Genomic DNA, 25630 nt, shown 5'->3' with positions numbered 1-25630 from the left:
CCGTATGACCCAGAAACTTTCCGCCGCCGAAGAATCGCTGCGCGACGCTGCGCGCGAATACCACCGCAACCCCGGCCGGGGCAAGATTGCGGTGACACCCACCAAACCTTTGTCCAACCAGCGCGACCTGTCGCTGGCCTACTCGCCCGGCGTGGCCTACCCCTGCCTGGACATCCAAGCCGATCCGTCCAAGGCATTCGACTACACCTCGCGCGGCAACCTGGTGGGCGTGATCACCAATGGCACGGCCGTGCTGGGCCTGGGCGATATCGGCCCGCTGGCGGGCAAGCCGGTGATGGAAGGCAAGGGCTGCCTGTTCAAGAAGTTCGCGGGCGTCGATGTGTTCGACATCGAACTGGCCGAGCGCGACCCGGACAAGCTCGTGGAGATCATCGCGGCCATGGAGCCCACGCTGGGCGGCATCAACCTCGAAGACATCAAGGCGCCCGAGTGTTTCTACATTGAGCGCGAACTCTCCAAGCGCATGAACATCCCGGTGTTCCATGACGACCAGCATGGCACGGCCATCATCAGCAGCGCAGCGTTGCTCAATGGCCTGGAGCTGGTGGGCAAGCAGATCGACCAGGTCAAGATTGCCGTGTCGGGCGCAGGGGCTGCCGCCATTGCCTGCCTGAACGTGATGGTGGGCCTGGGCGTGAAGGTGGAGAACATCTTTGTGTGCGACTCCAAGGGCGTGATCTACGAGGGCCGCCCCGGTGGCTACGACGAATCGAAGGCGCGCTATGCCCAGAAGACCGACGCCCGCACGCTGGCCGATGCGGTCAACGGCGCCGACGTGTTCCTGGGCTGCTCGGCCCCCGGCGTGCTCACCGCCGAGATGGTCAAGACCATGGGCCCCAAGCCCATCATCCTGGCGCTGGCCAACCCCGAGCCTGAAATCCGTCCCGAGCTGGCCAAGGCCATTCGCCCCGACTGCATCATCGCCACGGGCCGCTCGGACTACCCCAACCAGGTCAACAACGTCCTGTGTTTCCCTTACATCTTCCGCGGCGCGCTGGACTGCGGCGCGACCAAGATCACCGAAGCCATGAAACTGGCCTGCGTGCGCCAGATCGCCGACCTGGCCAAGGCCGACATCAGCGAGGAAGTGGCCAGCGCCTACGCAGGCAAAGAGCTGACTTTCGGACCCGACTACCTCATCCCCACCCCGTTCGACTCGCGCCTGATCCTCAAGATCGCACCCGCCGTGGCCAAAGCTGCAGCGGAATCGGGCGTGGCCACGCGCCCCATCGAGGACATGGAGGCCTACAAGGAGACTCTGTCGCGCTTCGTGTACCAGACCGGCATGCTGATGCGCCCCGTGATCAACGCGGCCAAGGCCCTGCCCGATACGAAAAAGCGCGTGGCCTACGCCGACGGCGAAGACGAGCGCGCCCTGCGCGCCGCACAGATGGCGATTGACGACAAGATTGCCCAGCCCATCCTCATCGGCCGCCCTGCGGTGATCGCCGCGCGCATTGCCAAGGCCGGCCTGCGCATGCAGCTGGGCAAGGACGTGGAGGTGTGCAACCCCGAGGACGACCCACGCTTTCGCCAGTACTGGGAGCACTACCACAGCCTCATGAAGCGCAACGGCGCAACGCCCGAAGTCGCCAAGGCGGCCGTGCGCCGCTCCAACACCATCATCGCCTCGCTGATGGTCACGCTGGGCGACGCCGATGCCATGATCTGCGGCCTGGTGGGCACATATGAGACGCACCTGGAGCGCATCCACAGCATCATCGGCCGCCAGGAGGGCGCACGCGACTACGCCGCGCTCAACGCGCTGATGACCAACCGGGGCACGCTGTTCATTGCCGACACCTATGTGAACGAAGACCCCACGGCGCAGCAACTGGCCGACATCGCCTGGATGTCGGTGCAGGAAGTGCAGCGCTTTGGCCTGCCACCCAAGGTGGCCTTCCTGTCGCACTCCAGCTACGGCTCGTCCAAGCGCGCCTCGGCCCGCAAGATGCGCGAGGCACGCGACCTGTTCGTGGCAGCCCACCCCGAGATCGAGTGCGATGGCGAGCTGCACGGCGACGCCGCGCTGGAGCCCAACATCCGTAACGCCTACATGGCGGACTCCACGCTCACCGACTCGGCCAACCTGCTGATCTGCCCCAACCTGGATGCCGCCAACATCCTCTACAACGTGCTCAAGACCACCACCAGCGGCGGCGTGACCGTGGGCCCCATCCTCATGGGCGGCGCCGCCACGGCGTACATCCTGACCCCTGCGGCCACCGTGCGCCGGGTGTTCAACATGACGGCCCTGGCCGTGGCCAGCGCTGCAGCACGCGCGGGCTGACGGATAGCGTTGATCGCTATACAAAAAAGAAAGGCCTCTCGGGGCCTTTCTTTTTGGGTGAGACGGCTTTAACGAACAGAGACGTCCACATAGTCCGCCACCGGCGGCAGGTGCTCGGCCAGCCAGTGGGAGTCGAGTTGCAGCGCCTTCTTGATCTCGGCGGGCAAGCTGGCAATGGTGTCGGCGGGCGACATGGGCTCTTCCAGCCCGATCTCGGCCAGCAGCGTGGCCACATGCAAGATCCCGCCCAGGCGGCAGAACGGGGTGGCGGCCACGGGGTCTTCGGCCGTCTCCAGCGCCCGGGTGATGGTGTCGGGGAAGCGCCAGCGCCGCGCCAGCTCAGCCGTCACCTGGGCTTCGGTGAAGCCCAGCAGCGTGCGTTCACGCTCCCAGCGGCCGCCCGCATGGTGGGGCAGCTGCTCGATGGCCGGAATCTGCTCGGGCGCCTTCTGGGCAATGATCAGTTCACCGAGCCGCACCAGGAAACCCGCGAGCCACGACTCCTGCACGTTGGAGCCCAGCGTGCGGGCCAGCCACTGCGAATAGCCCGCAATGGCCATGCTCTCCTTCCAGAACGCATCGGCATCCACCCCGGGCGCGTCCTTGAACACGCCAGACATGCACGACGCCAGCGCCAGCGTGCGCACCTGGTTGAGCCCCACCATGGTGATGGCATCGTCCAGTGACGCCACCTGCCGGGGCAGGCCAAAACGCGCGCTATTGGCCAGCCGGATCAGCTTGGCCGTGAGGGCCGGGTCTTTGGAGATCGCCGCCCGCACCCTTTCGAAAGGGATGTCATCGTCCTTCATGGTGGCGATCAGCTCGCGCGCCACGTCGGGGATGGTGGGTAGTTGCACGTTCTCGAAAAAAGCCTGGATGTCCGCCATGAGAAGCCCTCCCAAGTGCTGGTATGGATATGGATGTGGATGCCGGTGAATCGATCGCCAAAAAATGGATACAGGGCAGTTGTTGTACCACCGGCGCACAGGCCTGACCTGCGCGTTTGCACCTATGCGTGGCACCGATGGGCTGCGGCGTTGCCGCGCCCACTGCAGGCAACGGCCACAGCCCCCATGACGCTATCGCCCAACGCCCCCGCCCACCTGCCAAAACCCCTTTGCACCATTTCGGGAAAGCCTGTAGAACCGCATGCACCAAACTGGCGAACAATAGTCCGCACCCTCTCCCCGCCGCAGTGAAACCAGGCATCGTTTTTGCTGGCTGGATCACCATGGCGTGGTAGCGAACCATTGGGGCGCCCCGTGCTTCGGCTTTTGCTTTCGCCTGTGCCCCCCGCTGTCTGTTGCTCCCACTTTCCACGCCGTCTTCTGACAGGAACCTATCCATGAAAAAACGCACCCTCCTGCAAGCCGCCCTTCTGCTCGCCACCGCCAGCACCTTCAGCACGGCCCAGGCCCAAGCCACCACGCCCATCAAGTTCCAGCTCGACTGGCGCTTTGAGGGCCCCTCCGCCCTGTTCCTGCAGCCCGTGGCCAAGGGCTACTTCAAGGCGGCGGGCCTGGATGTGGCGGTAGACGCAGGCAACGGCTCCGGCGGCGCGGTGCAGCGCGTCGCCTCGGGCACCTACGACATGGGTTTTGCCGACCTGGCCGCCGTGATGGAGTTCCATGCCAACAACCCCGACGCGCAGAACAAGCCCGTGGCGGTGATGATGGTCTACAACAACACGCCAGCCTCGGTCATGGCGCTCAAGAAGAGTGGCATCGCCAAACCCGCCGACCTGGCCGGCAAGAAGCTGGGCGCCCCCGTGTTCGACGCAGGCCGCCGCGCGTTTCCCATCTTTCAGAAGGCCAACGGCATTGGTGCCGTGACCTGGACCGCCATGGATCCCCCGCTGCGCGAAACCATGCTGGTGCGCGGCGATGTGGACGCCATCACCGGGTTCACCTTCACCTCGCTGCTGAACCTGGAAGCGCGTGGCGCCAAGGCCGCCGACGTGGTGGTGCTGCCCTATGCCGACTTCGGCGTGAAGCTGTACGGCAACGTCATCATCGCCAGCCCCAAGCTCATCAAGGAGAACCCGGCCGCCATCAAGGCCTTCCTGTCGGCCTTCGCCAAGGGCGCCAAGGAAGTGATCGCCAACCCCGCCGCCGCCATCGAGCATGTGAAGGCGCGCGACGGCATCGTGAACGTGCCGCTCGAAACCCGCCGCCTTCAGCTGGCCATCGACACCGTGATCAACAGCCCCGACGCGCGCGCCGAAGGCTTCGGCAAGGTGGTGCCCGGCCGCCTCTCGCTGATGGCGTCGCAGGTGTCTGACGCGTTCAACACCAAGACGCGCGTGAACGCCGACGATGTGTGGAACCCCAGCTTCCTGCCCAGCACGGCTGAACTCAACATCCTGCCGAAGAAGTAAAACTATCAATTTGATAGCTGCTTGCGCATGCTGGACGCGCGCAAGCAGCCTTCTTTATTCAAAAAATAGAACTACTTTCCATGCAGGCTGCCGATTCCTATTTTGTGGACTTCCGTGACGTCTGGCTCGCCTACAACGACGAGCTGCGCGCGAAGAACCAGTTTGCGGTCGAAGCCATCGACCTGCAGGTGCGGCGCGGCGAGTTCATCGCCATCGTTGGCCCTTCGGGCTGCGGCAAGTCCACCTTCATGAAGCTGGCCACGGGCCTGAAGATGCCCTCGATGGGCAAGATCCTCATCGACGGCCAGCCGGTGACCGGGCCACTCAAGGTGTCGGGCATGGCCTTCCAGGCACCTTCGCTGCTGCCCTGGCGCACCACGGTAGACAACGTGCTGCTGCCGCTCGAAATCGTCGAGCCCTACCGCAGTAACTTCAAGCAAAAACGCAAGGAGTACGAAGAACGCGCCCGCAAGCTGCTGCAAAAGGTGGGCCTCGCGGGCTATGAAGACAAGTTCCCCTGGCAGCTGTCGGGCGGCATGCAGCAGCGCGCCAGCATCTGCCGCGCGCTGATCCACGAGCCCAAGATGCTGCTGCTCGACGAGCCCTTCGGCGCACTCGATGCCTTCACCCGCGAGGAGCTGTGGTGCATCCTGCGCGACCTGTGGACCGAGCAGCAGTTCAACGTGATCCTGGTCACGCATGACCTGCGCGAATCGGTCTTCCTGGCCGACACGGTGTATGTGATGAGCAAGAGCCCCGGCCGGTTTGTGGTGCGCAAAGAGATCGAGCTGCCCCGCCCGCGCGACCTGGAGGTGACCTACACCAAGGAGTTCACCGACATCGTGCACGAGCTGCGCGGCCACATCGGTGCCCTGCGCAAAGCGGGCGCGCCCATCCAGCAATAAGAACAAAGAAAGCGCCTCATCCCCATGCACAAGAAAACCGTGGAGCGCTGGTCCCCCTGGATCTTGCTCGTAGCCACCATCCTGCTGTGGCAAATCGTCTGCTCGGCCTTCAGCATCCCCGAGTACCTCTTCCCCAGCCCCTGGGCCATCGGCGTGCAGCTGGTGGAGTTCAGCGGCGTCATCGCAGGCCATGCCTGGCGCACCTTCTGGGTCACCATGGCGGGCTTCGGCATCGCCATCGTGGTGGGTGTGCTGCTGGGCTTTGTGATCGGCAGCTCGCGCATCGCCTATGCCGCCGTGTACCCGCTGATGACGGCCTTCAACGCACTGCCCAAGGCCGCCTTTGTGCCCATCCTGGTGGTGTGGTTCGGCATCGGCGTGGGCCCGGCCATCCTCACGGCGTTCCTCATCAGCTTCTTCCCCATCATGGTCAACATCGCCACCGGCCTTGCCACGCTGGAGCCCGAGCTGGAAGACGTGCTGCGCGTGCTGGGCGCCAAGCGCTGGGACGTGCTGACCAAGGTAGGCCTGCCCCGCTCCATGCCGTACTTCTACGGCTCGCTCAAGGTGGCCATCACGCTGGCCTTTGTGGGCACCACCGTGTCGGAGATGACCGCTGCGAACGAAGGCATCGGCTACCTGCTGATCAGCGCGGGCTCATCGATGCAGATGGGCCTGGCGTTTGCGGGCCTGATGGTGGTGGGCGCCATGGCCATGGTGATGTACGAGCTGTTCAGCTGGATCGAAAAACGCACCACGGGCTGGGCGCACCGGGGTTCTCAAGGTGAATAACCCGACGGCGTTGAGCGAAGCCCAGGCAGCCACACTGCTGCGCCGCGCCAACGCCGTGGCCCAACGCGCCAAGGACATGGGCCGCCACCCCTTCGGCGCGCTGCTGGTTGCGCCCGATGGCGAGACCGTCCTGGCCGAGCAGGGCAACATCGATACCGTGAACCACGCCGAGAGCACGCTGGCCCGCACGGCGGCGGCCAACTACCCCGGCGCCTACCTGGCCCAGTGCACGCTGGTCACCACCTTCGAGCCCTGCGCCATGTGCGCTGGCACCATCTACTGGGCGGGCATTGGCCGTGTGCTGTATGGCGCCGAGGAAACCGCCCTGCTCGCCCTGACGGGCGACCACCCCGACAACCCCACACTGGCCCTGCCTTGCCGCACGGTGTTTGCCAGCGGCCAGCGCCCCACCGAGGTGCTGGGCCCGGTGCCTGCGCTGCAGGACGAGATCACGGCCCTGCACCGCGACTTCTGGCGGTAGTGGGCTCTAGCGCTTGTATATCAAGTGCAAGCAGCTCCTCTTTCAGTAGCAAAAGACACCATCAACGGGTGCCCCGGCACCCTGCCGCTATACTGCCCGCCCCGTTTGGACGACAGCAGGATCACACCGCATGCGCTTGACCCATCTTTTGCGCCTACTGGCCCTTGGGGCCGCAGCAGGTCTGGCCGCATGCGGCGGCACGGCACCGACCCAGCCAGCGGCGGGCGACGCCACACTGGTTGCAACGAACCCGTCCACCACGCCCCCCATCCGCATCGGCATCGCCCTGGGCGGGGGTGCGGCCAAGGGCTTTGCCCACATCGGCGTGATCAAGATGCTGGAGGCCAACGGCTTCGCCCCCGCGGTTGTCTCCGGCACCAGCGCGGGCAGCGTGGTGGGCGCGCTGTATGCCAGCGGCATGAACGCGTTCGAGATGCAGGAAAAGGCCGTGGCGCTGGACGAAGCCAAGATCCGCGATCTGCAGCTCTCGTCCGGCGGCCTGGTGCTGGGGCAGAAGCTGGAAGACTATGTGAACGAGCAGGTGCGCCGCAAACCGCTGGAGCAGATGGCCAAGCCCTTTGTCGTCGTCGCCACGCGGCTGGAAGACGGCGAGCGCACCGTGTTTGCACGCGGCAACACCGGCCAGGCCGTGCGCGCATCGAGCAGCGTGCCGGGCGTGTTCCAGCCCGTCACCATCGGCAAATACCACTTTGTGGATGGCGGCATCGTGAGCCCCGTGCCGGTGGATGCCGCACGCCAACTGGGCGCGGACATCGTGATTGCCGTGGACATCTCCAACAAGGCCCGGGGCCAGACGCCCGGCAACATGCTGGGTGCGCTCAACCAGTCGATTGCCATCATGGGCCAGAAGCTGGGACAGGCCGAGCTGGCGCGGGCCGATGTGATCGTCCGCCCGCAGGTATTGGACATTGGTGCCGCCGACTTCAGCCAGCGCGCCAATGCCATCGTGGAAGGCGAAAAGGCCGCGCTGGCTGTGATGCCGCAGATCCGAGAACGTGTGACCCAGCTGCAGGCCGACCGCGCCAAGGCGGCGGCGCAGGCCCAGCAGAAAGCGGCCGAGGCGCAGTACCAAGCCTGCCTGGACAACCGCAGCCGGCTGCAGAAGCTGGCGGGCCTGGCCAAGCTGGACGACTCCTGTCAGGCGCCCAAGTAGCGCGGCAAACAAACGATTCCGGCGTAGTGCCCTTCGGGTAAAGTCAACTGCGCCCCGGCCTGCCAGCATCACCCGGCACCGACTTCACGCCCCCAATGCCCGCCCCACCCATGTCTTCGCCGTTCTCCGCCGTCAAACCCAGCGCCAAGCTCTCCGACCAGGTGGCCAGCGCGCTGGAGGCAGAGATCCGCGCGGGCCGCATCCAGGCTGCGCAGAAGCTGCCTACCGAGGCCGTGCTGGCGCAGCAGTTTCAGGTCAGCCGCACAGTGGTGCGCGAGGCGATCTCGCGCCTCAAGTCGCTGGGGCTGGTGGACTCACGGCAGGGCAGCGGCGTGTATGTGCTGGCGCCGGGCATCGAACCGCTGCAGTTTGATGTGCCCCTTGCGGCATCTCGCGAGGCGGTGATGCAGATTGTGGAAGTGCGCCGAGCGCTCGAAGCTGAGGTGGCCGAGCTGGCAGCCCTGCGCCGCACCGATGAAGACATTGTCGCCATCCGCGCCGCCATGCAGCGCATTGCCGATGCCGTGCGCGCGGGCCGCGACGGGGTGGAGGAAGACGTGCTGTTCCACCGCGCCATTGCGCAGGCAGCGGGCAACCCGTTCATGATCAGCACGCTGGACTACCTCGCCCAGTTCCTGAAAGGCGCGACCCTCGTGACCCGCGCCAACGAAGCGCGGCGCGAGGACTTTGCCGACGCCGTGACCCACGAACACACGCAGATCGTGCGCGCCATCGAGGCGGGCGACCCGGTGGCCGCGCGCGCCGCCGCCGCGCAGCACATGAAGAACGCACTGGTCCGCATCGAGCAGGCCGACCTCACCTTCTGGGCGCAGGACGGCGCGCGACTGGCCCAGCCGCTGGTGGCGGCATCCGCGCCGCTGGTGTTCTGAACCCGGCGGAGACCCGGCTCCCGCAGCACACGGCCGTTGCGCAGGCGGATCAGACGATGCTTTTCCCCGCAAAAGCTATTAAATTGATAGCTTACATCGCTTACCAGTTGCGCGCAGAGGACCAAAAAACCTTCAAATAGCGCCGCCCAAGCCGCCGCTCTAGTCCGTGCATGCGGGTTAACCCGAACCAAAATGGTGCGCAATAATTTGTATGATAACCATATAAACACACCAACCAAGGTGCAACCAGGCACCAAAACCAGGCCGTCCCAGGGCCTGCTTTTTTGGGCTGCCTGGGCCTGTCCCCTTCCATCCCGGAGATACCCCGTTCATGTCCACCCTCGCACTTCTCGGCATCGGCGCCGGCAGCATTGCCCTGCTCCTGTTGCTCATCATCCGCTGGCAGGTCCACGCTTTCGTGGCGATGATGCTGGTGAGCTTTCTGGTGGCGTTTGCCACCGGCATGCCCATTGGCGACATCATCAGCACGCTGATTGCGGGCATGGGCGGCACGCTGGGTTCGGTGGCCATCCTGGTGGCCCTGGGCTCGATGCTGGGGCGGATGATCGAGGTGTCGGGCGGTGCGGCCAGCCTGGCCGACCGCTTCACGCAGTTGCTGGGGCCCACACGGGTGCCCATGGCCCTCACGGCCGCAGCGCTGGTTCTGGCCATCCCGGTGTTTTTTGACGTGGGCTTCATCATCCTGGTGCCCATCGTCTACGGCTTTTGCAAGGCGGCGGGTGTCAACCCGATCAAGTTCGGCCTGCCCGTGGCGGGCATCATGCTGGCCGCCCACGTGGTGGTGCCGCCGCACCCCGGCATCGTCGGAGGGGCGGCCATCGTCAAGGGCGACATTGGCTGGATCACCATCATAGGCCTGGCCATCTGCATCCCGCTGGCGGCGCTGTCCCAGGTCGTGTCGGGGTGGCTCAACCGCAAGGGCTACCCCCTGCTGCCCACCACGGCAGAGCAGTTTGCGGCCTTTGGCAACAGCGAAGACAGCACCGCGTCCAAGGCCCGCAGCGCACCGGGCGTGGGCACAATCATGGCGCTCATCCTGATCCCACTGGCCCTCATCATGGCAGGCACCACCGGCGCCACCCTGCTGCCCAAGGGCGACAGCCTGCGCAACGTGCTGGGCTTCATCGGCTCGCCCATCTTTGCGCTGATGGTGGCCGTGGGCCTGGCCATGTTTCTGCTGGGCCGCAACCAGGGCTGGAACCGTGAACGCACCAACGCCATCATGGAATCCGCCCTGCCCCCTGCCGCCACCGTGATCCTGGTGACAGGCGCAGGCGGCGTGTTTGCCAAGGTGCTCACCGCCAGCGGCATCGGCACGGCGCTGTCGCAAAGCCTCACCGCTACTCATCTGCCGCTCATCCTGCTGGCGTTCATCATCTCGCTGGCGCTGCGTGCCGCCCAGGGTTCGGCCACCGTGGCCATCATCACCACCTGCGGCCTGCTGGCCGATGCAATGGCCGGTGGCGGGTATTCCCCCTTGCAAGTGGCGCTGCTCACGGTTGCCATTGGCTTTGGCAGCCTGGGCCTGTCGCACGTCAACGATTCGGGCTTCTGGATCGTGACCCGCTACCTGGGCCTGAGCGTGGGCGATGGCCTGCGCACCTGGACCGTGCTGACCACCGTGCTGGGCATCGCAGGTTTTGCGATGACCGCTTTGCTCTGGGTTCTGGTCGCCTAAGCGCCCTATTTGAATTTCTTTGAAGGACTGACAACATGACAAAACCCACCGTCGGCATCATCGGCCTGGGCGCCATGGGCGCCGGCATTGCCAAGACCCTGCGCAACAACGGTTTCACCATCCACGTGTGCGACGTGCGCCCCGGCGTGGCCGATGCCTTTGTGGCAGACGGCGGCACGGCCCACGCCACCACCGCTGCACTGGCGGCGGTGAGTGATGTAGTGGTGTCGGTGGTGGTCAACGCCGCGCAGACCGAGAGCGTGCTGTTTGGCGACGACGGCAAGGGTGGCGCCGCCAGCACCATGCGCCCCGGCAGCACCTTCGTAATGTGCTCCACGGTGGACCCCAACTGGTCCGTGGCGCTGGAAGCGCGTCTCAATGCCCTGGGCCTGCACTATGTGGACGCGCCCATCTCCGGCGGCGCCGCCAAGGCCGCATCGGGCCAGATGACCATGATGACCTCGGCCAAGCCCGAGGCCTATGCCACTGCGGGAGCCGTGCTCGACGGCATGGCAGGCAAGGTGTACCGCCTGGGCGACAAGGCGGGCGCGGGCAGCAAGGTCAAGATCATCAACCAGCTGCTGGCCGGTGTGCACATTGCCGTGGCCGCCGAAGCCATGGCCCTGGGCCTGCGCGAAGGCGTGGAGGCCAGCGCCTTGTATGAAGTGATCACGAACAGCGCAGGCAACAGCTGGATGTTTGAAAACCGCATGGCCCATGTGCTGGCGGGCGACTACACGCCGCTGTCGGCCGTCGATATTTTTGTGAAGGACCTGGGCCTCGTGCTGGACACCGCGCGCGCCAGCAAATTCCCCCTGCCGCTGGCGGCCACGGCACACCAGATGTTCATGCAGGCATCCACCGCAGGCTTTGCCAAGGAAGATGACAGCGCTGTGATCAAGATCTTCCCCGGCATCACTCTGCCCGAAGGGAAGGACAAGGCATGACACGCGCACGTGCACTGCTGGGCTGCATTGCCGACGACTTCACCGGCGCCACCGACCTGGCCAACAACCTCGTGCGCGCAGGCATGCGCGTGGTGCAGGCCATGGGCGTGCCCACCGCACCGCTCGACGCCGAGGCAGACGCCATCGTGGTCGCGCTCAAGTCGCGCACCATCCCCAAAGACGAGGCGATCGCCCAGTCGCTTGAGGCGCTGCAATGGCTGAAAGCGCAAGGCGCCGAGCAGATCTACTTCAAATACTGCTCCACCTTTGACAGCACGGCCGAAGGCAACATCGGCCCCGTGACCGATGCGCTGATGCAGGCCCTGGGCACCGACTTCACCATCGCCACGCCCGCGTTCCCCGACAACAAGCGCACCGTGTTCAAGGGCTACCTGTTTGTGGGCGATGTGCTGCTGAACGAGAGCGGCATGCAGAACCACCCGCTCACGCCCATGACCGACCCCAACCTGGTGCGCGTGCTGCAAGCGCAAACCCCCAGCCGCGTAGGTTTGATTGACCACAGCGTGGTCGCGCAGGGCGAGGCCGCCATCCGCGCACGCATCGACCAACTCAAGGCCGAGGGTGTGCGCATGGCCGTAGTAGATGCTGTGTCGAACGCCGACCTGCTGCGCCTGGGCCCTGCCCTCAAGGGCATGCCGCTGGTCACCGCAGGCTCGGGCGTGGCGATTGGCCTGCCGGGCAACTTTGGCATGGCCCCCAGCAACGAGGCGGCCCGCCTGCCCGCAGCACAAGGGCTGCAGGCCATCGTGTCGGGCAGCTGCTCGGTAGCCACTAACCAGCAGGTGATGGATTTCATCAAGGCAGGCAAGCCTGCTCTCGCCATCGACCCGCTGCGCATCGCCGCGGGCGTGGACGTGGCCGCCGAAGCGCTGGCTTGGACGGAAGGCCACATCGGCCAAGGCCCGGTGCTGGTGTATTCCACCGCCGAGCCCTCGGCCGTGCGCGCCATTCAGGGCAAACTGGGCTCTGAAAAAGCCGGTGCCATGGTGGAAGACACCATTGCCGCCATTGCACGCGGCCTGGTGCAGCGCGGTGTGCGCCAGCTCATCGTAGCGGGTGGTGAAACATCCGGTGCCTGCGTGCAGGCCCTGGGCATCACGCAGATGCGCATTGGCGCGCAGATTGACCCCGGCGTGCCGTGGTGCCATGCCGTGGCCCCTGATGCCAAGGACGGGCTGCACATCACGCTGAAGTCGGGCAACTTTGGCAGCACCGACTTTTTCACCAAGGCTTTTGCACAATTGTTGGCATGACCGCTACCCCCGCCTTCATGGACGAGAGCCAGGCCCGCGACGAGATCTGCCACGTGGGCCGCAGCCTGTTTGAGCGGGGCTATGTGCACGCCACCGCAGGCAACATCAGCGTGCGCCTGGCCGATGGCTACCTCATCACCCCCACCGACGCCTGCCTGGGCACCCTGCAGCCCGAGCGGCTGGCGCGCCTGGACGCCCAAGGCCAGCAGGTGGCGGGCGACCGGGCCAGCAAGACCATAACGCTGCACCGGCAGATTTACGAGGCATCGGCATCGACAGCCGCACCGGCCCGCTGCGTGATCCACACGCACAGCACACACCTGGTGGCCTGCTCGCTGCAAGCCGACACGGCTGCAGGCGGCCAGCTGGCGCCCGATGCGCCATTGCTGCCGCCCATCACGCCCTACTTCGTCATGAAGGTGGGCCGCGTGCCGCACATCCCCTACCACCGCCCCGGTGACGCCGCAGCGGCAACGCTGGTGGCGCAAACCATCACCCGCTATGCAGCACAGGGCAGTCCTGTGCGTGCCGTGATGCTGGCGCGCCTCGGGCCCAATGTGTGGCACGACACCCCCGCCGCCGCCATGGCCGTGCTGGAGGAACTGGAAGAAACCGCACGCCTGTGGATGCTGTGCCAGCCCCGCCCCACACCGCTGACCGAGCCCCAGATCGAAGAACTGCGCCAAGCCTTTGGCGCGCAGTGGTGACTCCACACCCTGCCCCCATACAGAAAGACACCCATGCCCCGCTTTGCCGCCAATCTGTCCATGCTCTACAACGACGTGGACTTTCTCGACCGCTTTGCCGCCGCTGCCCGCGATGGGTTCCAGGCGGTGGAATACCTCTTTCCCTACGCCTACTCTGCGCAAGAACTGGCCACACGCCTGCAAGCCAACGGCCTGCAGCAGGTGCTGTTCAACGCCCCGCCCGGCAACTGGGACGCGGGCGAACGCGGGCTGGCCTGCCTGCCCGGGCGGGAGGCCGAGTTCCGCGAAGGCATTGCCAAAGCCATCGAATACGCCCAGGCGCTGCAATGCCCCCGCATCCACGTGATGGCCGGGCTGGTGCCCCAGGGTGCGGACGCGGCCACCGTGCGCGCCACCTACATCGCCAACGTGCGTTATGCCGCCGAACAGGCTGCACCGCACGGCATCCAGATCCTGCTGGAGCCCATCAATGGCCGCGACATGCCCGACTTCTTCCTGAGCCGCCAGGACCAGGCCCATGCGCTGATCGCCGAGATCGGTGCCGCCAACGTCAAGGTGCAGATGGACCTGTACCACTGCCAGATCGTGGAAGGCGACCTGGCCATGAAGGTCCGCCAGTACCTGCCCACCGGCAACGTCGGCCACTTCCAGATTGCCGGTGTGCCCGAGCGCCACGAGCCTGATGTGGGCGAAATCAACTACACCTACCTGTTCAAGCTGCTCGACCAGTTGGGCTACGAAGGCTGGATTGGCTGCGAATACCGCCCGGCACGCGGCGCGGCGCCCCATGCCACATCCGACGGGCTGGGCTGGCTCAAGCCTTGGCTGTGAGCAGGGGCGAGCAAACTCAGAGCTTCGTCTCCGGCTCGGTCAGTACGCCTTGAAGTTGGCTGCGACTCGCTGATTCAGGTAGTCACCCGCAGCAATCGCCGGGTACTTCTTGCCGGGCCCTTCGATGATGGCGTCGCGGTTGGCCTGGGCAAAGAAGGCGATGCTGTAGCGCGGCCCCATGTACTCGCCGGGCAGAGGGTTCTTCACACGGTGGAAGTTGCTGGGCAGCTGGTCGTCGCTCCAGCGCATCAGCATGTCCCCGATGTTGCAGGTGATGGCCTGCTCGTCGGGCTCCACCGAGGTCCAGGCCTGGGTGTCCATCTCCTTGCCCGGGCACACCTGCAGGCCGCCCTGGCCCTGGCGCTGAAAGAGCAGGGTCAGGCAATCAAAGTCGGTATGCGCCCCGGCGCGCCACAGGCCCAGGCTGGCTTGTTGCTCGGGCGGGGTCGCAAAGTAGTGCAGCAGGCGCAAGGTGCTTTGGTAGCTGGCCTGCGCAGGGTCGTGCGCTCGGGCAAAGAAGGCCTTGTCAAACCCCAGCTTCCACGCAAAGCATGACAGCACCTGCATGGCCACCTGCCAGCACTGGCCCTCAAACGCGAGCATGGTGGCCTGGAAGCCTGCCAGCTCCCCGTCGGTGGGCCACAGGCCTGCCATGTGCGGGCGGGTGATCTGGTACGACTCCTTCTGGTCCGGTGTGCCGGTGGAGGGGCGCACCTGCGCGCGGCTCTCCCAGCCCACGTTGAGCGCCTTCTTGAGCGGGTACTGCGCCTTCACGGCATCCGGCAGCGCAAAGAAACGCTCGGTCATCGCAAAGGCTTTGTGCACCTCGGCCAGGTCAATGCCGTGGTTCACGATCTGGAAAAAGCCGACATCGACGGCGGCGTCCCATAGCTGGTCGGCAATCTCGGTCTTGCGCTGAGCAAAGTGGCTGAGGTCGATGCGGCGGATCTCGCGGCTCGCGGTTTCCGAGCCCATCGCGCCCATGCGTGTTTCTTTTTGCAGCTCGGCGAGGTCGTAGGTGGCAGTGGTGGTCATGCAGTTCTCCTGAAGACAAGTGGAAGGAAGAAAGGCCCTCCCGCTGGGTGCTTCAAGAGCGTTTGGCACCGCCTGCTGCGGCCGGCCGTTCACCCCTTGAAGCCACGGTGTGCCAACGCACACCGCTGTGCGCACAGCGGGCTTCAAGAGCAATTTCCGACTGGCATCGCCTCGTGCAGGATGGCACAGGGACAACGCAGTGAACGCTTCTACTCTTGCCAATAGCGATGCAAGAAGAATGCCCGCGCGCCTTGCATGTGTGCCAGCGCAAAGTCAGAGCGCCTGTGCACAGTGCGTCCAAAGCCATGCATACATGTCACTGATTGTGATTGGCATGCCAAATGCATAGCGCCCTGCACCACAACGGCGGACGTGCAGACAGTCCGGCGTTGCACAACGACAGCAACCCACCCACCATCGACGGAGACACACCATGCACGCGCTCATGTCTGCACCCCCGGCCAGCTTTGACGACCCTACCCCCATCAACGACACCGACGGCACCTACCTGCGCCAGGCCATCGCGTGGTCGTGCACCGCCCGCGCGCGCGGCAACCGCCCGTTTGGTGCGGTGGTCATCAGCGCCGAAGGGCACCTGCTGGCCGAGGCCTACTGCAACACCACCGAGACAGGCGACTGCACCGGCCACGCCGAGACCAATGCCGTGCGCCAGCTCAGCCCCCGCGTGGGCCGCGATGCCCTGGCCAAGGCCACGCTGTATTCGTCGGCCGAGCCCTGCGTGATGTGTGCGGGCGCCATCTTCTGGTCGGGCATTGGGCGCGTAGTGTTTGGCATTGATGCCGAACGCCTGCGCGTGTTCCGGGGCGAACGTGCCGAACAGCGCGACGCCGAGCTGTCGTGCCGCGACGTGTTTGCCGCCTCGCCCCACGCCATCGAATGCATCGGCCCGGCGCTGGTCGAAGAAGCCAGCGCGCCCCATATCGGGTTCTGGAAAGTCTGACCCACTCCTGCGCGGGCAGAATCTGCGGCGCACACTCTGCAATCCCCCCATGCCTCGCACCAAAGCCATGACCGAATCCGAAGCCGAAGCCGCCTCCGGCGCGCTGCTCAGCCGCGCCAAACAGGGGCGCGAACGCATCCTGGGCGCCATCCGCGAGGCGGCCATTGCCGAGTTCAGCCGCCATGGTTTCAAGGGGGCATCCACCAAGGCCATCGCCGAGCGCGCGGGCCTGACCAAGCCCCAGCTGCACTACTACATCAGCAGCAAGGAAGAGCTGTATGAAGAGCTGCTGTACTCGGTGCTCAACGGCTGGTCGGGCGCCTTCATCTTTGACAGCAACAGCGACGATCCCAAGAAGGTGTTGAGCAGCTATGTGCGCAAGAAGCTCGACTACGCGCTGGACAACCCGGGCCTGTCGCGCATCTTCACCACCGAGGTGCTGGGCGGTGGGCGCAACCTGGGCAAGTACTGGCCGGTGGCCGTCAAGTCCACCCAGCAGAAGGTGGACCTCATCAACCGCTGGATTGCCGAAGGCCGCATGCGCAAGGTGGACGCCAAGGTTTTGCTGATGCAGATCTGGGGCATGACGCAGCACTACGCCGACTACGGTGTGCAGGTGCACATCATGCTGGGCCTGGCGCCCGACGAGCCCATCGACCGCGAGCCCATCGTGCGCGAACTCACCAGCTTTGTGCTGCTGGGCTGCGGCCTCGCACCAGACTAAGGCCCCCGCCCCATTCTGGGCATGCCTCGGGTGCCCGAGGTGCGAATCCCGGGCAATTTGCACCAGCACGCGGCGTCAAAAGCCGCTTTCAGGCCGCGTTGATCCACCACAAAGACGTTTGACCGATTTTTGTGGCTGGCACAGCCTTTGCAATAGTTTGACCAATCGATCAAATCACATGGTCAAACAATGCAGACAGCCCCTGACACCGCCAGCGCCGCCCGCACAGAACACACGTTCGAGCTGATCCTGCAGCGCAGCCAGATGCGCTTGCCCGTCGCCCCCGGCGAGAGCATGGCTGATGTGCTGCAGCTCGCTGGCGTACCGCTCGAAACCCTGTGCGAGCAGGGTGTGTGCGGCACCTGCGTGACCCGCTGGCTGGACGGCGAGCCCGACCACCGCGACAGCTGCCTGAGCGCTGCAGAGCAAGCCACCCACGTCGCCGTGTGCTGCGCACGCAGCCACGGGCCCACGCTCACGCTCGACCTCTGAACTTCAACAACCAGGAAGCCCCGCCATGCGCATCCTCGTGATCTATTGCCACCCGGTAGAGACCAGCTACAACGCCGCCCTGCACACCGAGGTGGTGCAGCAGCTGCGCGGCGCAGGCCATGAAGTGGACGACTGCGACCTGTACGCCGAGGGCTTCAACCCCGTGATGACACGCGAAGAGCGCCTGGGCTACCACGAGGTGCCCAGCAACCAGTTGCCCGTGCAAGGCTATGTGGATCGCTTGCTCTGGGCCGAAGCCGTGGTGTTCTGCTTTCCCACCTGGTGCTTTGGCATGCCGGCGATGCTCAAGGGATTTTTCGACCGCGTGCTCATGCCCGGCGTGGCCTTTGACATCAGCGATCCGCACAACGTCAAGCCCTCGCTCACGCACATCAAGCGCATCTCGGCCGTGGTCACCTACGGCCGCCCGCGCTGGACGGCCCTGTTCATGGGCGACCCGCCGCGCAAGTCCATCACCCGCTACATGCGCCTGCTCACGGGCGGCAAGGCGCGGGTGGACTACCACGCCTACTACCACATGAACGTGGCCACACCGCCCCGGCTGGCGGCCTTCAAGGCCCGTGTGGGCCAGGCGATGGCGCGCTTTGCATAAGACAACGTTCTAAGGGCCACGGCATGCACGCATCCAGCACTCCCGACCACATCCTGCGCGCAAGGTTGCCGCGCTGGCTGCTGCCCGCCACATGGCCGCAGCAGGGCCACCAGCCCGCACTGGCTGATCTGCACTTGGCCCAGGGCCGCATCGTGCAGGTGCTGCCCCATGGCACCCAGCCAGCGCCCCACGACACGGTGTGGGACGTAGCAGGCGCGCTCGTGCTGCCCGGCCTGGTGGATGCGCACACCCACCTGGACAAGGCCTTCACCCTGCCCCGCATGGGCGTGGTCCAACCCGGCCTGCTGGGCGCCATCGAGGCCATGATGGTGGACCGCCAGGGCTGGACCGAAGCCGACATCCACGCCCGCGCCAGCCGCGCGCTGCAATGGGCCTACGACGCCGGCACCGTGCACCTGCGCACCCACTGCGACTGGTGGGAGCCCGACGCGCAGCCACTGGCCTGGAACGTGTTGCGCGCACTGGCCCATGACTGGGCCGACCGCATCACGTTGGAGCGCGTGAGCCTGATCCCCTTGCACCTGTATACGGACCGCAGCGCCGCCCTGCGACTGGCCGCCACCGTGGCCGCCAGCGGCCCCGGCGCATTGCTGGGCGGCTTTGTGCATTCCACCAACTGGGACCCGCGGGCGCTGCGCCACCTGTTGGAAGCCGCACAACACCACGGGCTGAACGTGGACCTGCACGTGGACGAAGAACTACACCCCGGCGCCCAGGGCTTGGCGACCACGGCCGCACTGCTCAAGGAGCTGCGCTTTGAAGGCCATGTGGTCTGCGGCCACACCTGCGCGCTGGCCGCACAGGACGAGGCCACGGCCCTCGCCACGCTCGATGCCGTGGCGCAAAGCCCCATCACCCTGGTCACGCTGCCCATCACCAACCTGCTGCTGCAGGACGCCACCACCGGCCGCACGCCGCGCCAGCGTGGCCTGACGCTGGTGAAGGAGGCGCGCGCACGCGGCATACCGGTGCTGGTGGCCAGCGACAACGTGCAAGACCCGTTCTGCCCTGTGGGCAGCTTCGACCCGCTGGAAGCCCTGGCCACGGGCGTGCTGGCTGCGCAGCTGGATGCACCTTTCGACCAATGGAGCGAATCGCTGTGCCGCACCGACTGGTTGCGCACCGGCCGCACTGGCACCACGGCGCTGCCCCTGCAGCCCGGTGCGGTGGCTGACCTGTTGGTCTTCACCCAGGCCGATCACTGGGGCTTTCCGTCCCGCACACAAGGCGCGCAGGGCCGCGTGGTGCTGCGCCAGGGCCGCGTTGCCAGCGGCCATGCGCCGGCTGACTGGCATGTGCCCACCCACATGCCCAACAACTCATCCGCAAGGAGCCTCGCATGAGCCCCGCATCTTCCACCGCACCCGCGCCGGGCATCGCCAAGCCCCTGGCCCGCTACGCCGCATGGCGCCGCGCAGGCGACTTCATCTACCTGAGCGGGATCATCGCCGTGGACCCTGCCGCCAGCCGCATCGTGCGCGGTTACGACGACATCCCGCATGAAGCCGCCACGCTGATTGGCCGCACGGGCGAGTTCAGCAGCGACATCAAGGAGGGGCCCATCCTCGCGCAGAGCTGGTATGTGCTCGACCGCATCCGCCTGACCATCGAGGCCGCAGGCGGCCAGATGTCCGACGTTTTCAAGCTGGTGCAGTACTTCAAGAACCTGGACCACTTCCCACAGTACAGCCGCGTGCGCAAGCTGTTCTTTCCTGGCGAGCCCCCCGCATCCACCGTGGTGGAAGTGAGCGGCATGTTGCCCACGCCCGACATCCTGATCGAGGTCGAAGCCACGGCCTATCTGCCACAGCACTGATACACCCCAACACCTTCACGAAAGTCTTTCATGCTGCACGGCTACAACCCACCCCACCGCTACCTGCCCTACCTGAGCTGGACCGAGATCGCCGATCTGCCGGACAAGGAGAACACCGTCATCGTGCTGCCCACGGGCGCCACCGAGCAGCACGGCCCGCACCTGCCCTGTGCGGTGGACACCGTCATCAGCGCGGGCGTGGTGGGCCATGCGCTGGCGCGCCTGCCTGCCGATGTGCCCGCGTTTGCGATGGCCCCCATCACCTACGGCAAGTCCGAAGAGCACCTGCACTTCCCCGGCACGGTCACGCTCAGCGGCGAGACCCTGCTGGCCACCATGAACGAGGTGGGCGAGTCGGTGTACCGCGCGGGCTTTCGCAAGCTGCTGTTCGTCAACGGCCACGGCGGCCAGCCGCAGGTGATGGAGATGTGCGCCCGCGAGCTGCGCCTGCGCCATGGCGACTTCATCGTGGTGCCCAGCTTCACCTGGCGGGTGCCGCATGTGGCTGGCAAGTTCCTCTCCGACAAGGAAAAACGCCTGGCCATGCACGCGGGCCACGGCGAAACCGCACTCATGCTGGCCTTGGCCCCCGACACCGTGCACATGGAGCGCGCGGTGGTCAACTACCCGCCCGTATTTGATTCGCCCCTGCTCTCGCCCGACGGCCGCCCGGCCTGCGCCTGGAGTGCGCGCGACTTCGGCCCCAGCGGAATCATTGGCGACCCGCTGCCCGCCACTGCCGAGCAGGGCCACGCCATCCTCGAATCGCTGGCCGTGAGCTGGGCCGCTGCCATCACCGAGCTGCACAAGCTGCAGTGGGCACCGCGCGCTGAGCCCACCTGGGGCCGCGCCCAACACACCGGCCACATCGAGCACCCGTCCGCACTGGCCTGAAACCTGCGAACACCACCACCAATCCTTTTCACTTTTCCCTTCGTTGTCCCCTCGTTCCACCTCCATCCCCTACCGGAGTACCACCATGATGAAGACCGCCTCCCGCATTTCCAAAATTGGTGCAGCCGCGCTGCTCGCTGTTGGTGCCGTCGGCACCATGCAGGCCCACGCACAGGAAAAGTTCACCTACATGACCAACTGGTACGCGCAGGCCGAGCATGGCGGCTTCTACCAGGCGGTGGCTACGGGCCTGTACAAAAAGTACGGGCTGGACGTGACCATCAAGATGGGCGGCCCGCAGGTCAACATCGTGCAGATGATGGCCGCTGGCCAGGCCGAATGCGTGATGGGGTCGAGCGACCTGCAGATGATCCAGATGCGTGAAGGCGGCGTGCCCGTGGTCAACGTGGCGGCCGTGTTCCAGAAGGACCCGCAGGTACTCATCGCGCACGAGGACGTGAAGAAGTTCGAAGACCTCAAGGGCAAGACCATCCTGATCGCATCGTCGGCCCAGCGCGGCTACTGGCCCTGGCTCAAGGCCAAGTACGGCTTCACCGATTCGCAGACCCGCCCCTACACCTTCAACATCCAGCCCTTCGTGGCCGACAAGAACACCGCCCAGCAGGGCTACCTGACATCCGAGCCGTTTGCGATTGCCAAGGCAGGCGTCAAGGCCAACACGCTGATGTTCAGCGACCAGGGCTACCCCGCCTACGCCACCACCATCTCGTGCATGGAAAAGACGGTGAAGGACCGCAGCGCCGCCGTAGCCTCGTTCGTGAAGGCGTCGATGGAAGGCTGGAAGAGCTACTTGGCCGACCCGGCCCCCGCCAACGCGCTCATCAAGAAAGACAACCCCAACATGAGCGACGAGCAGCTCGCCTACAGCGTGGTCAAGCTCAAGGAAATGGGCATGGCCACGGGTGGTGACGCCGCCTCCATGGGCATCGGCATCATGACCGACGCACGCGCCAAGGCCAGCTACGACTTCCTGGTAGACGCCAAGCTCATCGACCCTGCCAAGGTGAAGCTGACCGAGACCTACACCACGTCGTTCGTCAAAGACCTCAAGGTTCTTCCTTGACACCCCCCTGAGTCGCTTCGCGCCTTCCCCCAAGGGGGACAACGCCCTCGCTGCGGGGCGGCCCTTGCTCGGCGTTCGCTGGCTCGGGCCGCGCCAGTTTCCAGCGGCTGGCGCCAAGCCAAGCGCTACGACAGATAAGCCCCATCGCCCTGACACAGCGGCCAGCCTCCCCGGCCACATCCATCGAAAGGCACCACCATGTCCATTCCCGCTGCCTCGCCACCTCTGGCACCCGCGCCGCGCCCCACACCCGCCGTGGAGGTGCTCTCGGCCGAAAAAACCTACCCCAATGGCACCCAGGCCCTGTTGCCGGTGGACCTGACCATTGAGGAAGGCGAATTCGTCACCCTGCTCGGCCCCTCGGGCTGCGGCAAGAGCACGCTGCTGAAAATGGTGGCGGGGCTGCTGGAGCCCACCGACGGTCGCCTGCACCTGTGGCGCAAGCCTGTGGCGCAGCTGGACGAAAGCGGCAAGAAGATGGCGTTTGTCTTCCAGTCGCCCACGCTCATGCCCTGGGCCAGTGTGCAGACCAATGTGCGCCTGCCGCTGGACCTGGCGGGTGTGCCACGTGCCGAGGCCGATGCGCGCGTGACCGAAGCGCTGGCGCTGGTGGGTTTGTCCAAATTTGCCAACGCCCTGCCCCGTGCGCTATCAGGCGGTATGCAGATGCGCGTATCGATTGCGCGCGGCCTGGTCACCCAGCCCGACCTGCTATTGATGGACGAGCCCTTTGGCGCACTCGACGAAATCACGCGCCACAAGCTCGACGCCGACCTGCTTGACTTGTGGCGCAAGAAGAAGCTCACCGTGATCTTCGTGACGCACTCGATCCACGAGGCGGTGTTCCTTTCCAGCCGCGTGGTCATGATGGCCGCGCGCCCCGGTCGCGTGGTCGAAGAGTTCCGCATCGACGCGCCCTACCCCCGCACGGCCGACTTCATGGTGTCGCCCGAATTCAGCCGCTACGCCAAGCTGCTGCAGGACAGCCTGCTGCGCGCCAGCGTGGACACCGAGGAGACCGTGGCATGAGCACCCCCTTCCCTTCCGCACCGATGGCGTCGCCCGTGGTCACCGCGCCCCCCGCAGCCGCCCCGCGCTCGACGCCTGCGTCAGCCGCTGCCAAACCTGCCACCAAGACAACGCCCAAACGCCCGCCGCTCATGGCCCAGCCCCGCGTGCAGCGCGTGGTCTACCCCGTGCTGGTTGGCCTGGTGCTGATCGCACTGTGGCAGGGGCTGGTCACAGCCATGGAGCTGCCGCCCTACCTGGTGCCCTCGCCCATCCTGATGATGAAGACGCTGTTCACCGACTGGGCCGCACTGGGCGGCTCGCTGTGGGTCACCGTCAAGATCACGGTGCTGGCCTTCGTGGTGGCCACGGTGGCGGGCGTGCTGATCTCGTTCCTGTTTGTGCAGAGCAAACGCATCGAGACCGCGCTCTTCCCCTACGCCGTGCTGCTGCAGGTCACCCCCATCGTGGCCGTGGCACCGCTCATCATCATCTGGGTGAAGGACCCGACGGCGTCGATGGTGATCTGCGCCGCACTGGTGGCCCTGTTCCCCATCATCAGCAACACCACACTGGGCCTGCGCAGTGTGGAGCCGGATCTGCAAAGCTACTTCCAGCTCAACCGCGCCACGCGGCTGCAGACCTTGCTGCGCCTGCGCATCCCCAGCGCGCTGCCCTACTTCTTTGGCGGGCTGCGCATCTCCAGTGGCCTGGCGCTCATCGGCGCTGTGGTGGCGGAGTTTGTGGCGGGCACCGGGGGCCAGGGTGCGGGGCTGGCGTACCAGATCCTGCAGGCAGGCTTTCAGCTCAACATACCGCGCATGTTTGCTGCGCTGCTGCTGATCTCGCTCACCGGCGTCGCGCTCTTCGTGCTGATGGCGTGGCTGACACGCGTCGCCCTGGGCGGCTGGCACGCCAGCGAAAACAGCATGGACTAACCCCCTGAGTCGCTGCGCGCCTTCCCCCAAGGGGACGCCGCCCCTGCGGCGGGGCGGCCCTTGCACGGCGGCGCTGGTAAGGCACCGCGCGTTCGACGCCTTGGGGTGGCGCGTGACGCTTTGAACCACCGAGCCATCCCTCCACGATAACCGCCCTGCTCGATCACGCGCGGCACGGGCTTCCTTTTGCCCAAAACGGCCACCAGCGGCCAAGGAGATACCGACATGACCACCACCGCCCAACAACTGCCCGACCTGTTGCCCGACCTCGACTGGATCGCCGACCCGCTGCGCGTGGGCCGCCTCTCGCAGGACTTTGCCTGGTTCAGCCCCGTGCTCAAACGCGACCTGGCAGGCAAGCGCGGCGACATCGCCGTGCGCCCGCGCACCGAAGCAGAAATCCGCCAGGTGGTGGCCGCCTGCGCCAATGCGGGCATCCCCCTCACCGTGCGCGGCAGCGGCACCGGCAACTATGGACAAAGCACGCCGCTGCACGGCGGCGTGATCCTGGACCTGTCCGGCTACAACGCCTTTGGCTGGGTGCGCGGCGGCGTAGGCCGCGCGCAGTCAGGCATCCGGCTGGCAGACTTTGATGCGCAGGCCAAGCCCCATGGGCAAGAGCTGCGCTGGCTGCCCAGCACCTACCGCAGCGCCACGCTGGGCGGGCTGTTTGGCGGCGGCTTTGGGGGGGCAGGCTCCATCAACCACGGCCCGCTGGCCGCGCCCGGCAACGTGCTGGCCGTGCGCGCGATGACGGTGGAGCCCGAGCCCCAGGTCATCGAACTGCGCGGCCCCGAGGCCATGCTGCTGCACCACACCTACGGCACCAACGGCATCGTGCTGGAGCTGGAAGTGGCCCTGACCCCCGCCGTGGAGTGGACCGAATGCATCGCCACCTTCGAGCAGTTTGACGCCGCACTGGAGTTTGCCGACCGCTTTGGCAGCGCCCCAGGGCTGGAGAAAAAAGAGGTGTGTTTTGTGGCCGCGCCCATCCCGCAGTACTTCACCAGCCTGGCCGAGCACCTGCCCGCCGACCAGCACGCGGTGCTGCTGCTGGTGGCCCCACACTCCGAGGCCGGCATGCGCGACATGGTGGCGCAGCACGGCGGCCAGGTCACCTACCGTAAGACCGCCGACGAAGTGGCCAGCAGCCACAAGACGCTGCTCGAATACACCTGGAACCACACTACCCTGCATGCCCTCAAGGTGGACAAGGGCCTGACCTATATCCAGAGCGGCTTCAATCCCATGCACCGCCTCAAGCAGGTGAAGGCGCTGGAGGCCGCGCTGAAAGGCGAGGTGATGATGCATCTGGAATTCTTGCGCACCAAGGAAGGCGCCTTCAACTGCAGCGGCCTGCAGATCATCCGCTACACCACCGAAGAGCGCCTGAACCAGATCATGCAGATCTACCGCGACCACGGCGTGCAGATCAACAACCCGCACGTGTACATCGTAGAAGACGGCAAGCAGAACAACCTGGACCCCGCCGTGGTGGGCATGAAGCGCCGCTTTGACCCGCAGGGCCTGCTCAACCCCGGCAAGTTGCGCAGCTGGTACTCGGCCGGGCAGTCGGCCCCCATAGCAGCGCCCGCACGACAGACCGCCTGACTATTCACAGCCCACGCCACGCGCCTCCGGTATTCCTCCCTCTCC

25 protein-coding genes are annotated in these 25630 nt (G+C 65.9%); 23 read left to right on the top strand and 2 right to left on the bottom strand.

Features of this window, described 5'->3' with window-relative positions; translation table 11 throughout:
• Window positions 1-4: 4 nt before the first annotated feature.
• Window positions 5-2311 (top strand): NADP-dependent malic enzyme, encoded by a 2307-nt coding sequence (locus tag CBY09_RS04560; RefSeq protein WP_094286839.1) that lies wholly within the window; start codon window positions 5-7, stop codon window positions 2309-2311.
• Window positions 2312-2379: 68 nt separating this feature from the next.
• Here CBY09_RS04560 and CBY09_RS04555 read toward each other — a convergent pair whose 3' ends face one another.
• Entirely contained in the window at window positions 2380-3198 is an 819-nt protein-coding gene (locus CBY09_RS04555; RefSeq protein ID WP_094286837.1) for an HDOD domain-containing protein, read from the bottom strand.
• A 458-nt stretch (window positions 3199-3656) separates the two neighbouring features.
• Between CBY09_RS04555 and CBY09_RS04550 the strand changes: the two genes are divergently transcribed.
• The 11 genes from CBY09_RS04550 (at window position 3657) to otnI (ending at window position 14388) form a co-directional block, all read left to right on the top strand.
• Window positions 3657-4688 (top strand): ABC transporter substrate-binding protein, encoded by a 1032-nt coding sequence (locus CBY09_RS04550; RefSeq protein ID WP_094286835.1) that lies wholly within the window; start codon window positions 3657-3659, stop codon window positions 4686-4688.
• Window positions 4689-4768: 80 nt separating this feature from the next.
• On the top strand, window positions 4769-5593 hold the full coding sequence (locus CBY09_RS04545; protein ID WP_094286833.1) for an ABC transporter ATP-binding protein: 825 nt from the start codon (window positions 4769-4771) through the stop codon (window positions 5591-5593).
• Window positions 5594-5617: 24 nt separating this feature from the next.
• Entirely contained in the window at window positions 5618-6385 is a 768-nt protein-coding gene (locus CBY09_RS04540) for an ABC transporter permease (RefSeq protein ID WP_094286831.1), read from the top strand.
• Window positions 6378-6866 carry a nucleoside deaminase gene (locus CBY09_RS04535; RefSeq protein WP_276208243.1) on the top strand — a complete coding sequence of 163 codons (489 nt, stop codon included), beginning with the start codon at window positions 6378-6380 and terminating at the stop codon, window positions 6864-6866. Before CBY09_RS04540 ends, CBY09_RS04535 begins: the two co-directional genes overlap by 8 nt.
• A gap of 130 nt (window positions 6867-6996) precedes the next feature.
• Window positions 6997-8040 carry a patatin-like phospholipase family protein gene (locus CBY09_RS04530; protein ID WP_094286827.1) on the top strand — a complete coding sequence of 348 codons (1044 nt, stop codon included), beginning with the start codon at window positions 6997-6999 and terminating at the stop codon, window positions 8038-8040.
• A 110-nt stretch (window positions 8041-8150) separates the two neighbouring features.
• The gene (locus CBY09_RS04525; RefSeq protein ID WP_094286825.1) at window positions 8151-8930 is read left to right on the top strand and encodes a FadR/GntR family transcriptional regulator; all 780 of its coding nucleotides are present in this window, start codon (window positions 8151-8153) and stop codon (window positions 8928-8930) included.
• A 331-nt stretch (window positions 8931-9261) separates the two neighbouring features.
• Complete coding sequence (locus CBY09_RS04520) at window positions 9262-10629, top strand: GntP family transporter (protein ID WP_094286823.1); 1368 nt, start codon at window positions 9262-9264, stop codon at window positions 10627-10629.
• 35 nt (window positions 10630-10664) lie between these two features.
• Complete coding sequence (ltnD, locus tag CBY09_RS04515) at window positions 10665-11576, top strand: L-threonate dehydrogenase (protein ID WP_094286821.1); 912 nt, start codon at window positions 10665-10667, stop codon at window positions 11574-11576.
• On the top strand, window positions 11573-12850 hold the full coding sequence (otnK, locus tag CBY09_RS04510) for a 3-oxo-tetronate kinase (protein WP_094286819.1): 1278 nt from the start codon (window positions 11573-11575) through the stop codon (window positions 12848-12850). The genes ltnD and otnK overlap by 4 nt, the downstream gene beginning before the upstream one ends.
• Before the next feature lie 17 nt (window positions 12851-12867).
• On the top strand, window positions 12868-13557 hold the full coding sequence (locus CBY09_RS04505) for a class II aldolase/adducin family protein (RefSeq protein WP_094287996.1): 690 nt from the start codon (window positions 12868-12870) through the stop codon (window positions 13555-13557).
• A 33-nt stretch (window positions 13558-13590) separates the two neighbouring features.
• Window positions 13591-14388 carry a 2-oxo-tetronate isomerase gene (otnI, locus tag CBY09_RS04500; protein ID WP_094286817.1) on the top strand — a complete coding sequence of 266 codons (798 nt, stop codon included), beginning with the start codon at window positions 13591-13593 and terminating at the stop codon, window positions 14386-14388.
• Window positions 14389-14427: 39 nt separating this feature from the next.
• Here the strand turns inward: otnI and CBY09_RS04495 are convergent, their stop codons facing one another.
• Window positions 14428-15423, bottom strand: a complete 996-nt coding sequence (locus tag CBY09_RS04495) for an isopenicillin N synthase family dioxygenase (RefSeq protein WP_094286815.1) — start codon at window positions 15421-15423, stop codon at window positions 14428-14430.
• A 445-nt stretch (window positions 15424-15868) separates the two neighbouring features.
• On the opposite strand from CBY09_RS04495, the gene CBY09_RS04490 reads away from it, so the two are divergent.
• The 11 genes from CBY09_RS04490 to CBY09_RS04440 all read left to right on the top strand — a co-directional run bounded on the left by CBY09_RS04490 (window position 15869) and on the right by CBY09_RS04440 (window position 25585).
• The gene (locus CBY09_RS04490; protein WP_369804331.1) at window positions 15869-16384 is read left to right on the top strand and encodes a nucleoside deaminase; all 516 of its coding nucleotides are present in this window, start codon (window positions 15869-15871) and stop codon (window positions 16382-16384) included.
• 67 nt (window positions 16385-16451) lie between these two features.
• On the top strand, window positions 16452-17108 hold the full coding sequence (locus CBY09_RS04485; RefSeq protein ID WP_056747723.1) for a TetR/AcrR family transcriptional regulator: 657 nt from the start codon (window positions 16452-16454) through the stop codon (window positions 17106-17108).
• A 189-nt stretch (window positions 17109-17297) separates the two neighbouring features.
• The gene (locus CBY09_RS04480; protein ID WP_094286813.1) at window positions 17298-17600 is read left to right on the top strand and encodes a 2Fe-2S iron-sulfur cluster-binding protein; all 303 of its coding nucleotides are present in this window, start codon (window positions 17298-17300) and stop codon (window positions 17598-17600) included.
• Window positions 17601-17625: 25 nt separating this feature from the next.
• Window positions 17626-18213, top strand: coding sequence for an NAD(P)H-dependent oxidoreductase (locus CBY09_RS04475; RefSeq protein WP_044398955.1), 588 nt, complete (start codon window positions 17626-17628; stop codon window positions 18211-18213).
• Window positions 18214-18236: 23 nt separating this feature from the next.
• The gene (locus CBY09_RS04470; RefSeq protein ID WP_094286811.1) at window positions 18237-19577 is read left to right on the top strand and encodes an amidohydrolase family protein; all 1341 of its coding nucleotides are present in this window, start codon (window positions 18237-18239) and stop codon (window positions 19575-19577) included.
• Entirely contained in the window at window positions 19574-20050 is a 477-nt protein-coding gene (locus CBY09_RS04465) for a RidA family protein (RefSeq protein ID WP_094286809.1), read from the top strand. The genes CBY09_RS04470 and CBY09_RS04465 overlap by 4 nt, the downstream gene beginning before the upstream one ends.
• A gap of 30 nt (window positions 20051-20080) precedes the next feature.
• Window positions 20081-20944 carry a creatininase family protein gene (locus CBY09_RS04460; protein WP_063463091.1) on the top strand — a complete coding sequence of 288 codons (864 nt, stop codon included), beginning with the start codon at window positions 20081-20083 and terminating at the stop codon, window positions 20942-20944.
• A gap of 85 nt (window positions 20945-21029) precedes the next feature.
• Window positions 21030-22028: an ABC transporter substrate-binding protein gene (locus tag CBY09_RS04455; RefSeq protein ID WP_094286807.1), complete on the top strand. Its 999-nt coding sequence runs from the start codon at window positions 21030-21032 to the stop codon at window positions 22026-22028.
• A 198-nt stretch (window positions 22029-22226) separates the two neighbouring features.
• Window positions 22227-23057: an ABC transporter ATP-binding protein gene (locus CBY09_RS04450; protein WP_094286805.1), complete on the top strand. Its 831-nt coding sequence runs from the start codon at window positions 22227-22229 to the stop codon at window positions 23055-23057.
• The gene (locus CBY09_RS04445) at window positions 23054-23974 is read left to right on the top strand and encodes an ABC transporter permease (protein ID WP_420807438.1); all 921 of its coding nucleotides are present in this window, start codon (window positions 23054-23056) and stop codon (window positions 23972-23974) included. The genes CBY09_RS04450 and CBY09_RS04445 overlap by 4 nt, the downstream gene beginning before the upstream one ends.
• 225 nt (window positions 23975-24199) lie before the next feature.
• Window positions 24200-25585 carry an FAD-binding oxidoreductase gene (locus tag CBY09_RS04440; protein ID WP_094287992.1) on the top strand — a complete coding sequence of 462 codons (1386 nt, stop codon included), beginning with the start codon at window positions 24200-24202 and terminating at the stop codon, window positions 25583-25585.
• The last annotated feature ends 45 nt before the right edge of the window (window positions 25586-25630 follow it).

This window comes from Acidovorax kalamii, assembly GCF_002245625.1.
GTDB lineage: Bacteria > Pseudomonadota > Gammaproteobacteria > Burkholderiales > Burkholderiaceae_C > Acidovorax > Acidovorax kalamii.
Note: the sequence above shows the minus strand (reverse complement) of the source record. Positions and strands in the feature narration are given on the sequence as shown.